Below are 17283 nucleotides of genomic sequence, written 5' to 3'. Positions count from 1 at the left end.
TAAAGGAACCGACATGACCGAGAAGCTGACCCTCGTCAGCCACGTCGACGCCATCAACTGGAACCGCATCCAGGATGACAAGGACGTCGAGGTGTGGAACCGCCTCACCTCGAACTTCTGGCTGCCCGAGAAGGTCCCGATCTCCGGCGACATCCAGTCGTGGAACACGCTCACGCCCGAGGAACAGACGCTCACCATGCGCGTCTTCACGGGCCTGACGCTGCTTGACACGATCCAGGGCACCGTCGGCGCCGTGTCGCTCATCCCCGACGCGCTGACCCCGCACGAGGAGGCCGTCTACACGAACATCGCGTTCATGGAGTCGGTGCACGCGAAGAGCTACTCGTCGATCTTCTCGACGCTGTGCTCGACCAAGGAGATCGACGAGGCGTTCCGCTGGTCGACCGAGAACCAGAACCTTCAGCGCAAGGCGCAGATCGTCCTGGACTACTACCACGGTGACGACCCGCTGAAGAGGAAGGTGGCCTCGACCCTGCTCGAGTCCTTCCTGTTCTACTCGGGCTTCTACCTGCCCATGCACTGGTCGAGCCGCGCCAAGCTCACGAACACGGCGGACATGATTCGCCTCATCATTCGTGACGAGGCCGTGCACGGCTACTACATCGGCTACAAGTACCAGAAGGGCCTCGAGAAGGAGACCCCTGAGCGTCGCGAGGAGCTGAAGGAGTACACCTTCAACCTGCTGTACGACCTGTACGAGAACGAGGTCCAGTACACGCACGACCTGTACGACGGCGTGGGCCTGGCCGAGGACGTCAAGAAGTTCCTGCACTACAACGCCAACAAGGCCCTGATGAACCTGGGCTACGAGGCGCTGTTCCCGTCCACGGTGACCGACGTCAGCCCGGCGATCCTGTCGGCCCTGTCGCCCAACGCCGACGAGAACCACGACTTCTTCTCCGGCTCCGGCTCGTCCTACGTGATCGGCAAGCACGAGGAAACCACGGACGACGACTGGGACTTCTAAGCCCCGCGTCACACGTAGCGAGGCCCCCGCACCATCACCGGTGCGGGGCCCTCACTGCGTTGGGGGCGTCCCACCACACTCACTGTCCGCTAGAACCCACGCACGTGCGCGAGGGCGCACTGGGTGCCCACTGGGGCGCAAGGAGCGAGCCGCTGGGGCGACAGGCGGGCGCGGGCCTACACCAGCCCCGAGTACTGCTTCCACGCGAGGGGAGCGGCCGGCTCCTCGTCGCGGACCACGGAGGCCTGGATGAGGCCGTAGGGACGGTCGTCCGCGTGGAACACCTCGCCCTTGTTCTCGATGCCGAACCGGCCCAGGTCGTAGTCGAAGTGGTGCTTGTTGGGGGCGGACATGCGGATCTCGACAAGCTCCGGCACCGCCTCGAGCGCCGCCTTGCCCATCTCGAACAGCGTCTGCTGCAGTGCGAGCGAGTGGTGGGTGGCAAACACCGAGGTCAGGATGCCCTTGACCGTCGCGTAGACCGCATTCCAGTCCGCCGAGGTGCCCGGCGCGAACCGCCACTGCGCCACGAGCGACGTGGCCATGATGCGGTCGTCGGTGGGCTGCAGCACCGTGAACTCGTCCTTGAGGAAGCCGTGGAACTCGGAGCCGGTGGACTTGAGGATGGTGAGGTCCTTGAGCCCCTGGATGACGTGCTCGACACGCTCGTCACCAGAACCGTCCACCGTGATCGCCGCCGTGCGCACCTCCTGGCCCGAGCGCACCCACGTGTGGTCGTGCTCGGCGCCGTCGACGGTGACCCGCTGCCACGCGAACTCCTCGACCTCGATCCGGGCGCCGCGCACGGGCTCCACGTCGTCCACGAAGTGCCGCGCGAGCGCGAGGGCGTAGTCCTCGACGGGGTTCAGCCCCACCGTCTTGGCGTACGCGTAGGCGGTCTGCTTCTGCGTGTCCGTCGGCAGCACGGTGCCCTGGTCGCCGGTGAGATGAGCGTCGTCGAAGTCGCCGCGCAGGCACGTCGAGACGTTCACGTCCGTGATCTCGTGGCGTGCGGTGTCGCGCACGATGCGCACCACGCGGTTTTCCGCCTTGCCGTACTGGTGAGGTCCGAGGGTGATGGCCATGGCGGCCCCTTTCTCGCCGGGACGCGCACGTCGCGCGTCGGATGGGTTCACGCTAGCGATCCGGCATTTCGCAGGCGTTTCTTACGGCTTTCGGAGCGCCGATGCCGTGGCCGGCTTGGCAGCGTCAGTGCCGCTCCAGGAGCCGCCCGGTGTTTTCGGCGTTGGCGCGCACCGGGAAGATCTGCGCGCCAGCGAGCCACGTGCGCTGCACACGGCCGGTGAGTTCGTGGCCGTCGAAAGCGGAGACCGGGTTGCGGTGCGACAGGTCCGATGCGACCACGGTCCAGCGTTCAGCAGGGTCGAACGCCACCAGGTCGCCGCGCGCGCCCACACGGATCGAGCCCTTGTCGGCGAGCCCGGCGAAGGTCGCGGGCCGGGACGTGACCCATGCCACCGCATCGGCCAAAGGAATGTCACGCGCGGCGGCGCCCGAGGCGACGGCGGACAGCATGACCTGCACGCCCGAGATTCCGCCCCACGCGCGCGCCCAGTCGCCGCCGGCTCCCACCTTGAGTTCGGCGGTCGCGGGGGAGTGGTCGGAGGCCACCAGATCAAGCGTGCCGTCGAGCAGCGCCTCCCACAGAGCCTCGCGGTTGGCCGCATCGCGCACGGGAGGGCAGCACTTGTATTGGGTTGCGCCGTCGGGGATGGAGGCGGAGTCGAAGGTCAGGTAGTGCGGGCACGTCTCGACGGTGATCCGCACACCCTCATCCTTCGCGGCGCGGATCGCCGGCAGCGCCCGGGCGGCAGACAGGTGCAGGATATGCACCCGGCACCCCGTCTCGCGCGAGGCGGCGATGACGGCGTCGATGGCCGCCATCTCGGAGGCCTCGGGGCGCGAGCCCACAAAGTCGGAGTAGTCGGCGCCGCCCGCGTGATCGAGAAGCGTGTCGGGGTCCTCGGCGTGCACGATGAGCAGGCCGTCGAACGCGGCGATCTCTGCCGCGGCCTCGACGAGCTGCGCGCGGGAAAGGTGCGGGAACTCGTCCACGCCCGACGGCGACAGGAAGCACTTGAAGCCGAACACGCCCGCCTCGTGCAGCTCGCGCAGGTGCCCCAGCGAGGACGGGACGGCGCCTCCCCAGAAGCCCACGTCCATCGACACCTGGGGCGACGCGGCGGTGCGCTTGAGCACGAGCGCCTCGAGCGTGGTGGTGGGAGGGATGGAGTTCAGCGGCATGTCGAGCAGCGTGGTGGTGCCGCCGGCGCCCGCGGCGAGGGTGGCGGACGTGAAGCCCTCCCACTCGGTCCGTCCGGGCTCGTTGACGTGTACGTGGGTATCGACCACGCCGGGCAGCAGCACCTGGGAGTCGGGCAGCGTCACGTCCTCGCTGGCGTCGTACTCGGCGGCGATATCGCCGATCGCCCGGATCACCCCGTGCCTCACGGCCACCGACGCCGGCTGCCATTCGTCGCCCACCAACACGCGGCGCGAGCGCACCACCAGATCAAAGTCCTTCATGCCCCGACACTAGGCAACCAATATTGCGCGCGCGTGTCCGGGCCGTGGCCGCGCGGGCAACACGCGCGAAACGCCGCAGCCGTACAGTCGGCTCATGTGGGAGATCGCGCACCAGCTTGAGGGCTCGCTCGCCGCGGGCCGCCGCGTGGGCGTCGTGACCGTGGCCGTGGTGCACGGCTCGGCGCCGCGCACGGTCGGATCGTCGATGGCCGTGACGGATACGGGTGAGGTCATCGGCGCGATCTCGGGCGGCTGTGTCGAGTCCGAGGCGTACGAGCTGGCCCGCGCCGCGCTGAGCGGTGAGGTGGGAGTCGCCTCGACCGAGCTGGGTCTGTCAGACGACGATGCGCTCGCGGCCGGCCTGTCATGTGGCGGTCACCTGAGTGTGGTCGCGTCCGTCCTGGAGCCCGGCGACCATGCCGTGCGCGAGCAGCTGCGCCGCGCCGCCGCCGGGCGGTCTGCCCGGCTCGACATCGACCTCGCGACCGGCTCCGTGGGGATGGCCGATGCCGTGGCCGCCCCCGTAGGCACGTTGCGGATCGAGCGGGAGGACTCGCCCCGGCTCATCATCGTGGGTGCCGTCGACTTCTCGGCCGCGCTCGCGACCGCGGCGCGCCCATTGGGATACCGGGTGACCGTGGTGGACGCGCGCCCGGCATTCGCGACCTCGGCACGTCACGCGGACGCGCACGAGGTGATCCGCGCCTGGCCGGGCGACTACTTGGCCGCCACGAGCATCGGCCCCCGTGATGTCATCTGCGTGCTGACCCACGAGGAGCGCTTCGACATCCCCGCGCTCGTCACCGCGCTCGCGTCGGACGCCGGCTTTGTCGGCGCGATGGGCTCGCGCCGCACGGACGTGCGCAGGCGCGAGCTGCTCGCGGAGGCCGGCGTGGGCGCCGGCGACCTCGCGCGCCTGCGTAGTCCCATCGGCCTCGACTTGGGAGGCGTGACGGCGGCGGAGACCGCGATCTCGATCGTCGCGCAGATCGTCGCCGACGCGCGCGGACGCGAGGGCGGCCACCTCGCCAATCGCACGGCGGCCATCCACGCTCGCGGCTAGGCCTGCAGCATCCTCCACACGCGGTCGCGCGACATCGGGATCGACATGGGTCGCACGCCCACCGCGCGGCGAATGGCGTTCGCGAGGGCGGGGGCCACGGGGTTGTAGGGCGACTCGGACATGGACTTCGCTCCGTACGGGCCGAGGTCGTCTGAGGTGGTCGCGAAGCGCACGTGGGTCAGCGGCACGTCCGCCATCTGCGGCACGCGGTACTGGCGGAACGCGGGGTTCGCGACCGCGCCTCGCTCGTCGATCATGACCTCCTCGTACAGGGCCGAGCCGATGCCCTGGGCCACGCCGCCCTCGATCTGGCCGCGGCACTGCTGCGGGTTCATCACCACACCCGCGTCCGCTGTTTGGACCGAGCGGAGGATCCGCACCTCGCCCGTGTCGGGCCGCACCGCCACGCGGAAGGCCTGCACGTTGAACGCGACCGACCGCTCACGCTGGTCCAGGAACGATTCCGCCCAGGCCTCGTCTCCCCGCCGATGCGACGCATCCACGCCGGGGATGAGCGCGCCCCAGTCGACGGGGGAGTCGGTCGCGACATGTCCCGCCGAGGCCAGCAAGGCCTCGCGCAACTCCACGCATGCGGCGTGCAGCGCCTTACCTGCGACCACAATGCCCGTGGAGCCGAACGCGCCCGTATCGTGCTTCACGGCGTCCGTGTCCGCGTGGGTGAGGCGCACGCGCGAGCGCGGCACGCCGAACACCTCGGCCACGATCTGGGTGTGGACCGTGGTGGTGCCGTTGCCGAACTCCGCGGTGCCCGAGCGCGCGTGGAACATGCCGTCAGCACCGACCGAGATGGACGCGACGGCGACGTGGCCGCGAGGTGGGAGTGTCGCGATCATCGAGGCCGCCATACCCTCGCCGACGGCCCAGCCCTCGGGCGCGGGGACGTCGTCCGGGCCCGCGAGCTCGTCGCGCGCCATGTCGAGGCACTCGTCGAGGCCGAACGAGCCGAACTTCAGGTCCTCGTCGGGAGCGCCCGCGACGATGAACGGGTCGCCAGGGCGCACCGCGTTCAGGCGCCGCATCTCATACGGGTCGATCCCCAGGTCCAGCGCGAGCTCGTCCATCGCAGACTCGATCGCGAAGATCACCTGTCCCAGCCCGTAGCCGCGGAACGCTCCGGAAGGGATGTTGTTGGTGTAGACGGCCTCGGCGTCGAGGCGCTTGACCGGGGCGCGGTAGACGGCGATGGACTCGTGACAGCCGTGGAACATGACGCCCACGGCGTGGTTGCCGTACGCGCCCGTGTCGCTCAGCACGTCGACGTGCAGCGCGGTGAGGCGTCCGTCGGAGCCCGCTCCCGCACGCACGCGCACGCGCATGGGGTGGCGCACGGAGGTGCGGGTGAATTCCTCTTCGCGCGTCATCTCGTACGCGACGGGGCGGCCCACGGCGAGCGCCGCGAGCGCGACGATGTCCTCGCAGAACATCTCCTGTTTGCCGCCGAACCCGCCACCGACTCGCGCGGTGAACACGCGCACGCGATCGGCGTCCCAGCCCAGCACGCGGGCCAGTTCGTCGCGCACGAGGAAGGGCACCTGGGAGCTGGTGCGCACGGTGAGGCGTCCGTCGTCGGCCACCCAGGCGATGGCGCCGTGGGTCTCGAGCTGCGCGTGCGAGACGCGCGAGGTGGACCACGTCCCGTCGGTCGTGGCCGCCGATTCCGCGAGCGCGGCCTCCACGTCGCCCGTCGCCTCGTGTACCGAGGCGACCACGTTTCGCGAAGCATCGGCGACACGGTCCGCGGGGGTGCGCTTGGGGTGGAGCAGGGGGGACCCGGGGGCGCGGGCGGCCTCGGGGTCCAGCACGTGCGGCAGGACCTCGTAGTCCACGACCACCGCGCTCGCGGCAAGATCCGCGAGGCGCTTGGTCTCGGCAATGACCACCGCGACGCGCTGGCCGATGAAGCGCACCACCGAATCGAGCATCCGGGTGTCGTCGGGATCGTCCGTGCGGTGCTGGTGGCGACCGGTCGAATACAGCACGTCGGGCGCGTCTTCATGAGTGAGTACGGCGAGCACGCCGTCCATCGCGAGGGCGGCCGACGCGTCGATCGCCACGATCCGCGCGTGTGCGTGCGGCGAGCCGACCACCGAGAGGTGCACGGTGTCCGCAGGCATCTCGTCGAAGGTGAAGGGTTCGCGCCCGGCCACGACGCGGTCCTTGGCAGAGTGCACCACGGAGGCGCCGACGCCCGCAGCCTCCTCAGTGGTGGCCGCGGCGCCGCGCTCGAGAGTCCGTGCGCATCCCCCGCAGCCTTCGCCCGATCCGCAGATGCCGTGCGTCAGCGCCTCGCGGATGGGCCGATACCCCGTGCAGCGACAGAGGTTGCCGCGCATGCGCTTCGCAAACGCTTCCGGGTCGTCCAGGTCCTGGGGCGTCAGGGCGGACGCGGTGACGGCCATGCCCGGCGTGCAGAAGCCGCACTGGAAACCGGCGTGGTCGGCGAGCGACTCCTGCACCTGCGTGAGCCCGTCGCTGCCCAGCCCGGCCGCGGTTGTGACCTCGCGCCCCGCGGCGCGCTGCGCCGGGGTGATGCAGGAGTGCACGGCCTTGCCGTCGACCAGCACCGAGCACGCGCCGCAGTCGCCCGAGTCGCAGCCCTTCTTCACCTCGACGTGGCCCGCGTCGCGCAGGAATGTGCGCAGGCACTGCCCCGGCTCGGGAGTGGCGTCGACCTGTGCGCCGTTCACCGCATACGTCATGCGAGCTCCTCGGCGACCTCGGCCAGCAGCGTCGCCGAGACTCCTCGCCGCCAGTCAGCCGTGCCGAGCGGGTCCGTGTAGTACCCAGGCGCGGAACGAGCGTCGGCGACCACGGCATCGGCCGTCGGAACCTGCGGGTAGCGGAGGACCACCGGGACACGGGTCGCGGCGGTGATCACGAGCACGCACGATCCGTCCGCGTCGCGCCGTCCCGTCAGCAGCGCACCCGAGCGTCCGTTCTGGGCGAGCGCAATGCGGCGGTGGGCCGTCCGGGCCGCAAGGGCCGCGGCCGGCACGGTCACGGCGTGAATGACGTCGCCATGGCCCAGGTGCGAGGCTCCGTTGTCGGCGGGGATGTCTGCGACCGCAACGTCCGCGATGGAGCCGTCCGCGCGCCACACCTCCGCGACGCCGTCCAGGGTGGCGGCCAGCGCGATCATCGCGCCTGCGGCATACGACTTCGCGATGTTGCCGCCCACCGTGGCCGCGGCCTGCACCTTGAAGGAGGCCAGCAGCGACTCCGCGCACTGATGCATGAGGGGCGCCGCGGGCAACTCCGAGAGGCGAGCCCAGGCGGCCAGGTCGCCGATGGTGGCCATGGCGCCGATGCGCAGGTCGCCCGCCGCGGTCAGTTCCAGCTCGTCCCACCCCAGGCCGGCGAGGTCGACGAGGCCGGTGAGGCCCGGCTGAGGCTCCGAGTACAGCCAGGTGGCTCCGGCCATGAACGTCTCTCCCGGTGCCAGCGCGAGATCCTCGCGCGTGCTCGCCGTACGCATGGTGCGTACCCCGGCCAGGTCCATCGTCGCCTCCCTCTTCCCGGGTGGCCCGGGCTTCCCACGCGGCCTCGGCACGGGCCCCGTCCTCGACAATCTGCCACGGGGTTCGCGGGCGCCATGACCATTCTGCGCGGAATTTACGGAGCGGTAACACGGAGGGCACCGCGGCGGAAATCGACTCCGCCTACCGTCATCCTTGGCGGCGCTCCGGAGGGGGGAGCGTCGCCATTCTTGCGTCCTGGGGTCTACGGCCTAGTGACCATTGACCGAGAAATGCATCCAGTCTTCGCGACCGGTCCAGGTGCCTCCCCATCCCCAGCCGATGCTGGTGAAGGCCGCGTACACCTCCGTCGCCTCGTCGATCATTCCGGTGCGCATGTCATCGCGGTTGAGATAGGCCTCCGACAGCTCGGGGAACAGTTCCTCGCCCCGGTAGAAGGGGTTGTGGAACGGGTTGATGTCGATGGCCTTGCCGTACGCGTGCTGTGACCACACCGAGACCGCGCCCACGATCTGACGGCACGTGAAGCCCGAGGTGACGTTGAGGTCGCCGGTGGGTGGCGAGTCGCGCTCCTCGCGGGAGATGACGCGCATCTCCTCGATGGGGAACTGGGCGGCGAAGACGCGCTCGAATGCGCCCGCGACGTCCTCGGCGACGTCGTCGTGCACCATCATCTCGCCGGTGTGCACCTCGCCGTCGAAGCCCCAATAGGGCATGACCAGGTAGGCCAGGTCGCCGATGTCGACCGGGCACCCCTCCTCCCACGACGAGCGCGCGGCGACGTCGTCGGGCACGTCCATCGAGATGTCCACAAACCACGAGTCGTCGTCGGGATCGGCGAGCCACTCGCGCGGCTCCAACTGGCGATCCTCGAGCGCGTCGGGGGTGTCGCCTGGCACGCCCAGGTTGTTATCGCCCATCTCGAGCGGTACCTGGCCCAGCCACAGCGGGCGCGCATAGGAGTCGTCCTCGACCGGCTCGGCCGTGACGGTGACGGCGGGCAGGGGTGCGGGCGTCGCGGTCGCCGTCGTCGTCGCCGTTGTCGTGACGCTCAGCGGGGCCGGCTCGTCACGGTCGAGGAGCGAGCATCCCGTGAGGAGCCCGCCCGCTGCGGCGGCCGTGAGGGTGAGGGAGATCGCGCGCGTCGACATGCGGCCAGGGTAGTGACCGTGGTCCCTGCCGGGAAGACGCCCGATGCAGGGGGCGCCCGATGTCGGTGGTTCGTGGTGGGATAGGTGGCGTGAGCGATGTGAACGATCCCCGCGCCCGTCACCAGGACCTTGTCCAACAGGTCGAGGAGCACCGCGCCCGCTACTACGGTGACGACGCACCCACGATCTCGGACGCCGAGTACGACGCGCTCGAGCGTGAGTTGCGCGACCTTGAGGCGGCACATCCGGAACTGGTCGAGCCCGACTCGCCGACACAGGTCGTGGGCGCCGCGCGGGGTGACACGGGCTTCGCGTCGGTGCAGCACCGCGAACGGATGATGAGCCTCGACAATGCCTTCTCGCTCGAGGATGTGGAGGCGTGGCTCGCGCGCGTGGGCAAAGAGGCAGGCGACCAAGAGATTGTGTGCGAGCCCAAGATCGATGGGCTGTCGATATCTCTGACCTATGAGGATGGCGAGCTAGTACGGGGCGTCACCCGCGGCGACGGCACCACGGGCGAGGACGTGACCGCCAACGTGCTGACCATCGCGACGATCCCGCGCCGGCTCAGCGGCGCGCACGTGCCGTCTGTCGTGGAGGTGCGTGGCGAGGTGTTCCTGCCCGTGGCGGCGTTCGAGCAGCTCAATGATCGCCTGCGGGAGGACGGCAAGCCCACCTATGCGAACCCGCGCAATACGGCCGCGGGTTCGCTCCGGCAGAAGGACGCACGCGTGACGGCCGAGCGTCCGCTCGATCTCACCTGTTACGCGCTCGGCGCGCTCGAGTGGGGGGACCGCGAACCCGACCCGCGGCTGGCGCAACAGGACGGCATCTACGCGGTGCTTGCCGACTGGGGCTTCCCCGTCACGGAGCATGCGCGCACCCTGCGCGGGCTGGGCGCGATCGAGGAGTACCTGCGCGAGCTCGAGGACAAGCGTCACTCTCTGGTGCACGAGATCGATGGAGCGGTGCTGAAGGTCAATGACCGTGCAATGCAGGGCCAGTTGGGCTCGACCAGCCGGGCACCCCGATGGGCGATCGCATACAAGTTCCCGCCCGAGGAGGTCCACACCGTCCTTGAGGACATCCGCGTGGACGTGGGGCGCACGGGGCGGGTCACCCCGTACGGCGTGATGACGCCCGTGACCGTGGCCGGCTCGACCGTCACCTACGCGACGCTGCACAACCGCCATGAGGTCAAACGCAAGGGTGTGCTCATCGGGGACACCGTGGTGCTGCGTAAGGCCGGCGACGTGATCCCCGAGATCGTCGGACCGGTCGAGGCGGCACGCACGGGGGCGGAGCGCGAGTGGGAGATGCCGGAGAACTGCCCCTCCTGTGGCACGCCCCTCGTCGAGCAGAAGGAGGGCGACAAGGACCTGCGGTGTCCCAACGCCCAGGGCTGCCCGGCACAGATCGTGGACCGTATTGCCTTCATCGGTTCGCGCGGCGCCTTCGACGTCGAAGTGCTGGGGGAGAAGGCCGCGGCCGCGCTGGTGGAGTCCGGGGTGCTCACCAATGAGGCGGGGCTCTTCGACCTGACCGAGGAGTCGCTGCGAGCGGTGCCCATGTTCGTCTACGAGGTGGACGAGAAACTGACCCGCAAGCAGGTAGAGGCGGGACAGTCCGGACGCAAGGCCGGCGACGTCGCGGAAAACGGGCGCAAACTCATCGCGAATCTCCAAGAGGCGCGCTCTCAACCGCTGTGGCGCGTGGTGGTATCGCTCTCGATCCGGCACGTGGGACCCACCGCGTCCCGCGCGATCGCGACCGAGCTGGTGTCCATGGACGCGATCCGGGGCGCCAGTGAGGAGCAGCTTGCCGCGATCGACGGCGTGGGCCCGGTCATTGCGCAGTCCGTCGTGCAGTGGTTCGCCGTTGACTGGCACGTGGACATCGTCGAGCGGTGGGCCGCCGCCGGCGTCCGCATGGAGGACGAGCGGGACGAGACGGTCGCGCGCACCCTCGAGGGTCTGACCATTGTCGCCACGGGCTCGCTTGACGGGTTCACGCGTGACTCGGTGAAGGAGGCGATCATCTCCCGTGGAGGCAAGGCGGCCGGGTCGGTGTCGAAGAACACGTCCTATGTGGTCGCCGGAGCCAATGCGGGATCGAAGGCGGACAAGGCCGAACAGTTGGGCGTCCCGATCCTCGACGAAGCCGCCTTTGTGCGCCTCCTCGACGGGGGTGTGGAGGCGCTGTCCGAGTAGGTGGCGCTTCCAGACTCCGTTCGCGGTGCGGATCAGAAAAAACTTCACACGAATTTTGGCTATGTTTCGGGCAGATGACGGACAATGGGAGCGCAAACCGATCATTTACCAGGTAGTTCAGTCGCGACACGCCCGGGCTGACGCCGATTTGACGATGGGGTTCACATCCCCGTAATGTTCTTCTCGCTGCCGACGAGGGAAGCGCTCGAAAGGTCCTGAGGGGCCTCACTGAGCACCACGAGACAGCAACTCCAACCTCTGAACCACGGTCGTTAGCGCGCCCAAGAGGATGTAGGATGGAGAGCCCGTTCCGGGCAAGCCAACACGCCAAGAAAAACGGCGAGTTGACAAGGCCGGAGACATCGGGTAAGTTTTTACGAGTTGCCCCAAACGCCGGCCGGAAGGTCCGCGGGAGGTGAGCTTCCGATCTTTGAGAACTCAACAGTGTGCCACATAGTCGATGCCAAAATCTCCGGCATCTGCCCTAAAATTGGGGTTGGATGTAGGATTCCTTTGGTAATGAAATGAATGTCAGTGACATTTGTTCTCTTGCTAGAGATTAAACCGGTTCTTTGGAACCACTTCGTTTGTTGATGAGCCTGTTTGCAGGTTTCTGATAAAGCATTTACGGAGAGTTTGATCCTGGCTCAGGACGAACGCTGGCGGCGTGCTTAACACATGCAAGTCGAACGGTGAAGCGAGAGCTTGCTCTTGTGGATCAGTGGCGAACGGGTGAGTAACACGTGAGTAACCTGCCCCAGACTCTGGGATAAGCCTTGGAAACGAGGTCTAATACCGGATAAGCGGCACCACCGCATGGTGAGTGTTGGGAAAGATTTTTTGGTCTGGGATGGACTCGCGGCCTATCAGCTTGTTGGTGAGGTAATGGCTCACCAAGGCGACGACGGGTAGCCGGCCTGAGAGGGCGACCGGCCACACTGGAACTGAGACACGGTCCAGACTCCTACGGGAGGCAGCAGTGGGGAATATTGCACAATGGGCGAAAGCCTGATGCAGCGACGCCGCGTGGGGGATGAAGGCCTTCGGGTTGTAAACCCCTTTCAGCAGGGAAGAAGCGAAAGTGACGGTACCTGCAGAAGAAGCGCCGGCTAACTACGTGCCAGCAGCCGCGGTAATACGTAGGGCGCAAGCGTTGTCCGGAATTATTGGGCGTAAAGAGCTCGTAGGCGGCTTGTCGCGTCTGCTGTGAAAGCACGAGGCTCAACCTCGTGTCTGCAGTGGGTACGGGCAGGCTAGAGTGTGGTAGGGGAGACTGGAATTCCTGGTGTAGCGGTGGAATGCGCAGATATCAGGAGGAACACCGATGGCGAAGGCAGGTCTCTGGGCCACTACTGACGCTGAGGAGCGAAAGCGTGGGGAGCGAACAGGATTAGATACCCTGGTAGTCCACGCCGTAAACGGTGGGCACTAGATGTGGGGACTATTCCATGGTTTCCGCGTCGCAGCTAACGCATTAAGTGCCCCGCCTGGGGAGTACGGCCGCAAGGCTAAAACTCAAAGGAATTGACGGGGGCCCGCACAAGCGGCGGAGCATGCGGATTAATTCGATGCAACGCGAAGAACCTTACCAAGGCTTGACATATACGGTCTATCCCTAGAGATAGGGAGTGATTTTTTCGCCGTATACAGGTGGTGCATGGTTGTCGTCAGCTCGTGTCGTGAGATGTTGGGTTAAGTCCCGCAACGAGCGCAACCCTCGTCCTATGTTGCCAGCACGTAATGGTGGGGACTCATAGGAGACTGCCGGGGTCAACTCGGAGGAAGGTGGGGATGACGTCAAATCATCATGCCCCTTATGTCTTGGGCTTCACGCATGCTACAATGGCCGGTACAAAGGGCTGCGATACCGTAAGGTGGAGCGAATCCCAAAAAGCCGGTCTCAGTTCGGATTGAGGTCTGCAACTCGACCTCATGAAGTTGGAGTCGCTAGTAATCGCAGATCAGCAACGCTGCGGTGAATACGTTCCCGGGCCTTGTACACACCGCCCGTCAAGTCACGAAAGTCGGTAACACCCGAAGCCGTCGGCCTAACTCTTTGAGAGGGAGACGTCTAAGGTGGGATTGGCGATTGGGACTAAGTCGTAACAAGGTAGCCGTACCGGAAGGTGCGGCTGGATCACCTCCTTTCTAAGGAGCACCTACATCTCCAGCTTGTCTGGATGGTGTCAGGACCCACGCTCTACACGTTCGTTGTAGGGGTGGGGCTCATGGATGGAACATCGACATGGCTGCTTACTGTGGCCGGCACTAGCGAGTACGTGACCTTCGGGTTGCTGGAAAGCACAGTGTTGGTTGGAGTGGGTAGCGAGGCACACTGTTGGGTCCTGAAAGATCGGGACCGACACGCAAGGACAGGTCCAGATTCTTTCTGGTGGACCTGCCCGAAGCCCCAAGGAAGTTTCGTTGATCGTTGTGATCGATACGGAGCTGTGGGTGGAGGGTATGGATCGTCCGTTGCTTGAGAACTGCATAGTGGACGCGAGCATCTTTGTAATCTGTGGTCAAGTTTTTAAGAGCACATGGTGGATGCCTTGGCAGTAGGAGCCGATGAAGGACGTTGTAGCCTGCGATAAGCCTCGGGGAGCTGGCAAACAAGCTGTGATCCGAGGATGTCCGAATGGGGAAACCCCGCTGGAGTCATGTCCAGTGACCTGCACCTGAATATATAGGGTGTGTGGAGGGAACGTCGGGAAGTGAAACATCTCAGTACCGACAGGAAGAGATATTCCGTGAGTAGTGGCGAGCGAAAGCGGATCAGGCCAAACCATGCACGTGTGATACCCGGCAGGGGTTGCGTGTGTGGGGTTGTGGGACCTCTTGTCACAAGCTGCCGCTTGTGAGCAGAGTAAGAAATCTGGTTGATAGTCGAAGGGCATTGAAAGGCCCGGCATAGAGGGTGCGACCCCCGTAGACGAAATTTTCCAGACTCTGAAGAGTCATCCCAAGTAGCACGGGGCCCGAGAAATCCCGTGTGAATCCGTAGAGACCACTCTATAAGCCTAAATACTCCCTACTGACCGATAGCGGAACAGTACCGTGAGGGAATGGTGAAAAGTACCCCGAGAGGGGAGTGAAATAGTACCTGAAACCGTGTGCTTACAATCCGTCGGAGCCTCCCTAGCAGGGGTGACGGCGTGCCTTTTGAAGAATGAGCCTGCGAGTTAGTGCTCGGTGGCGAGGTTAACCCGTGAGGGGCAGCCGTAGCGAAAGCGAGTCCGAATAGGGCGATTGAGTCGCCGGGTCTAGACCCGAAGCGAAGTGATCTATCCATGGCCAGGTTGAAGCGCGGGTAAGACCGCGTGGAGGACCGAACCCACTTGGGTTGAAAACCGAGGGGATGAGCTGTGGATAGGGGTGAAAGGCCAATCAAACTTCGTGATAGCTGGTTCTCCCCGAAATGCATTTAGGTGCAGCGTTGCGTGTTTCTTGCCGGAGGTAGAGCTACTGGATGGCCGATGGGCCCTACCAGGTTACTGACGTCAACCAAACTCCGAATGCCGGTAAGTCAGAGCGCAGCAGTGAGACTGTGGGGGATAAGCTTCATAGTCGAGAGGGAAACAGCCCAGAACACCAACTAAGGCCCCTAAGCGTGTGCTAAGTGGGAAAGGATGTGGAGTTGCACAGACAACCAGGAGGTTGGCTTAGAAGCAGCCACCCTTGAAAGAGTGCGTAATAGCTCACTGGTCAAGTGATTCCGCGCCGACAATGTAGCGGGGCTCAAGTACACCGCCGAAGTTGTGTCATTCACACATTGCCTGGCCTTCGGGTCCAAGCGTGTGGATGGGTAGGGGAGCGTCGTGTGGCGAGTGAAGCAGCGGGGGAACCCAGCTGTGGACGCTACACGAGTGAGAATGCAGGCATGAGTAGCGAAAGACGGGTGAGAAACCCGTCCGCCGAATGACCAAGGGTTCCAGGGCCAGGTTAATCCGCCCTGGGTAAGTCGGGACCTAAGGCGAGGCCGACAGGCGTAGTCGATGGACAACGGGTTGATATTCCCGTACCGGCGAAGAACCGTCCCTGACGAATCAGACGATGCTAAGCGCCCGAAACCACCTCCTGATCCTTCGGGATCTATCGGTGGCGTAGCGCGCGACCCGAGTCTGTAGTAGTCAAGCGTATTAACAGGGGTGACACAGGAAGGTAGCCGAGCGTGGCGATGGTAGTCCACGTCTAAGGGTGTAGGGCGAACGGTAGGCAAATCCGCCGTTCATATGCTTGAGACCTGATGGTGACCACATTAGTGGGAATCCGGTGATCCTATGCTGTCAAGAAAAACCTCGGCGCGAGGTTCTAGCCGCCCGTACCCCAAACCGACTCAGGTGGTCAGGTAGAGAATACTAAGGCGATCGAGAGAATCGTGGTTAAGGAACTCGGCAAAATGCCCCCGTAACTTCGGGAGAAGGGGGGCCTGAGGCGTGATCAGCACTAGCGGCTGTGAGCGTTTGAGGGCCGCAGAGACCAGGGAGAAGCGACTGTTTACTAAAAACACAGGTCCGTGCGAAGTCGCAAGACGATGTATACGGACTGACGCCTGCCCGGTGCTGGAAGGTTAAGAGGAAGGGTTAGCCGCAAGGCGAAGCTCTGAATTTAAGCCCCAGTAAACGGCGGTGGTAACTATAACCATCCTAAGGTAGCGAAATTCCTTGTCGGGTAAGTTCCGACCTGCACGAATGGCGTAACGACTTCTCCGCTGTCTCAACCGCGAACTCGGCGAAATTGCACTACGAGTAAAGATGCTCGTTACGCGCAGCAGGACGGAAAGACCCCGGGACCTTTACTATAGCTTGGTATTGGTATTCGGTGTGGTTTGTGTAGGATAGGTGGGAGACTTTGAAGCCGTGACGCCAGTCATGGTGGAGTCATTGTTGAAATACCACTCTGATCACTCTGGATATCTAACCTCGGTCCGTAATCCGGATCAGGGACAGTGCCTGGTGGGTAGTTTAACTGGGGCGGTTGCCTCCCAAAAAGTAACGGAGGCGCCCAAAGGTTCCCTCAGCCTGGTTGGCAATCAGGTGGCGAGTGCAAGTGTACAAGGGAGCTTGACTGTGAGACTGACAGGTCGAGCAGGGACGAAAGTCGGGACTAGTGACCCGCTGGTGGCATGTGGAAGCGCCAGCGCTCAACGGATAAAAGGTACCCCGGGGATAACAGGCTGATCCTGCCCAAGAGTCCATATCGACGGCATGGTTTGGCACCTCGATGTCGGCTCGTCGCATCCTGGGGCTGGAGTTGGTCCCAAGGGTTGGGCTGTTCGCCCATTAAAGCGGTACGCGAGCTGGGTTTAGAACGTCGTGAGACAGTTCGGTCCCTATCCGCTGCGCGCGCAGGAAATTTGAGAGAATCTGTCCCTAGTACGAGAGGACCGGGATGGACGAACCTCTGGTGTGCCAGTTGTTCCGCCAGGAGCACGGCTGGTTGGCTACGTTCGGAACGGATAACCGCTGAAAGCATCTAAGCGGGAAGCCGGTCTCAAGATGAGATTTCCATCAGATTTAATCTGTGAAGGCCCCCTACAGACCATGGGGTTGATAGGCCGGATGTGGAAGAGGGGACTAACGACCCTCGAAGCTGACCGGTACTAATAGGCCAACAACTTCACCACAACACATGTAATGTTGCGAGATACTACGCGTCCACTATGCGGTTCCCGAGAAACGGGTGAACCACACCAAAATCTCCATAGAGTTACCGCAGCCATAGCGGCAGGGAAACGCCCGGTCCCATCCCGAACCCGGAAGCTAAGCCTGCCAGCGCCGATGGTACTGCACCCGCCAGGGTGTGGGAGAGTAGGACGCTGCGGGAC

General features: G+C 65.0%; 8 protein-coding genes and 3 rRNA genes. 6 read left to right on the top strand and 5 right to left on the bottom strand.

Features of this window, described 5'->3' with window-relative positions:
- Positions 1 to 13: 13 nt before the first annotated feature.
- Complete coding sequence (gene nrdF / locus B7K20_RS06680; protein ID WP_084101752.1) at positions 14 to 988, top strand: class 1b ribonucleoside-diphosphate reductase subunit beta; 975 nt, start codon at positions 14 to 16, stop codon at positions 986 to 988.
- Between the two features lie 176 nt (positions 989 to 1164).
- Here the strand turns inward: nrdF and pucL are convergent, their stop codons facing one another.
- On the bottom strand, positions 1165 to 2073 hold the full coding sequence (pucL, locus tag B7K20_RS06675; protein WP_084101751.1) for a factor-independent urate hydroxylase: 909 nt from the start codon (positions 2071 to 2073) through the stop codon (positions 1165 to 1167).
- Positions 2074 to 2197: 124 nt separating this feature from the next.
- The gene (gene allB / locus B7K20_RS06670; RefSeq protein ID WP_084101750.1) at positions 2198 to 3535 is read right to left on the bottom strand and encodes an allantoinase AllB; all 1338 of its coding nucleotides are present in this window, start codon (positions 3533 to 3535) and stop codon (positions 2198 to 2200) included.
- Between the two features lie 94 nt (positions 3536 to 3629).
- On the opposite strand from allB, the gene B7K20_RS06665 reads away from it, so the two are divergent.
- Complete coding sequence (locus tag B7K20_RS06665; RefSeq protein ID WP_084101749.1) at positions 3630 to 4598, top strand: XdhC family protein; 969 nt, start codon at positions 3630 to 3632, stop codon at positions 4596 to 4598.
- On the opposite strand, the gene B7K20_RS06660 is transcribed toward B7K20_RS06665, so the two are convergent.
- The 3 genes from B7K20_RS06660 to B7K20_RS06650 form a co-directional block, all read right to left on the bottom strand.
- Positions 4595 to 7318 (bottom strand): molybdopterin cofactor-binding domain-containing protein, encoded by a 2724-nt coding sequence (locus B7K20_RS06660; RefSeq protein WP_084101748.1) that lies wholly within the window; start codon positions 7316 to 7318, stop codon positions 4595 to 4597. The genes B7K20_RS06665 and B7K20_RS06660 overlap by 4 nt on opposite strands.
- Complete coding sequence (locus tag B7K20_RS06655) at positions 7315 to 8118, bottom strand: FAD binding domain-containing protein (protein WP_084101747.1); 804 nt, start codon at positions 8116 to 8118, stop codon at positions 7315 to 7317. The genes B7K20_RS06660 and B7K20_RS06655 overlap by 4 nt, the downstream gene beginning before the upstream one ends.
- A 228-nt stretch (positions 8119 to 8346) precedes the next feature.
- Positions 8347 to 9246 carry a M15 family metallopeptidase gene (locus tag B7K20_RS06650; protein WP_084101746.1) on the bottom strand — a complete coding sequence of 300 codons (900 nt, stop codon included), beginning with the start codon at positions 9244 to 9246 and terminating at the stop codon, positions 8347 to 8349.
- Positions 9247 to 9335: 89 nt separating this feature from the next.
- On the opposite strand from B7K20_RS06650, the gene ligA reads away from it, so the two are divergent.
- The 4 genes from ligA to rrf all read left to right on the top strand — a co-directional run bounded on the left by ligA (position 9336) and on the right by rrf (position 17283).
- Positions 9336 to 11456 carry an NAD-dependent DNA ligase LigA gene (ligA, locus tag B7K20_RS06645; protein WP_234985744.1) on the top strand — a complete coding sequence of 707 codons (2121 nt, stop codon included), beginning with the start codon at positions 9336 to 9338 and terminating at the stop codon, positions 11454 to 11456.
- Between the two features lie 624 nt (positions 11457 to 12080).
- Positions 12081 to 13604, top strand: a 16S ribosomal RNA gene (locus tag B7K20_RS06640).
- A gap of 372 nt (positions 13605 to 13976) precedes the next feature.
- Positions 13977 to 17082, top strand: a 23S ribosomal RNA gene (locus B7K20_RS06635).
- Positions 17083 to 17166: 84 nt separating this feature from the next.
- Positions 17167 to 17283, top strand: a 5S ribosomal RNA gene (gene rrf, locus B7K20_RS06630).
- The 16S, 23S and 5S rRNA genes sit together here, the layout of an rRNA operon.

Source organism: Demequina sp. NBRC 110051 (assembly GCF_002090055.1).
In the GTDB taxonomy this organism is placed as follows: domain Bacteria; phylum Actinomycetota; class Actinomycetes; order Actinomycetales; family Demequinaceae; genus Demequina.
The sequence above is the reverse complement of the archived record's forward strand: the minus strand, read 5'-3'. Positions and strand labels throughout refer to the sequence as shown.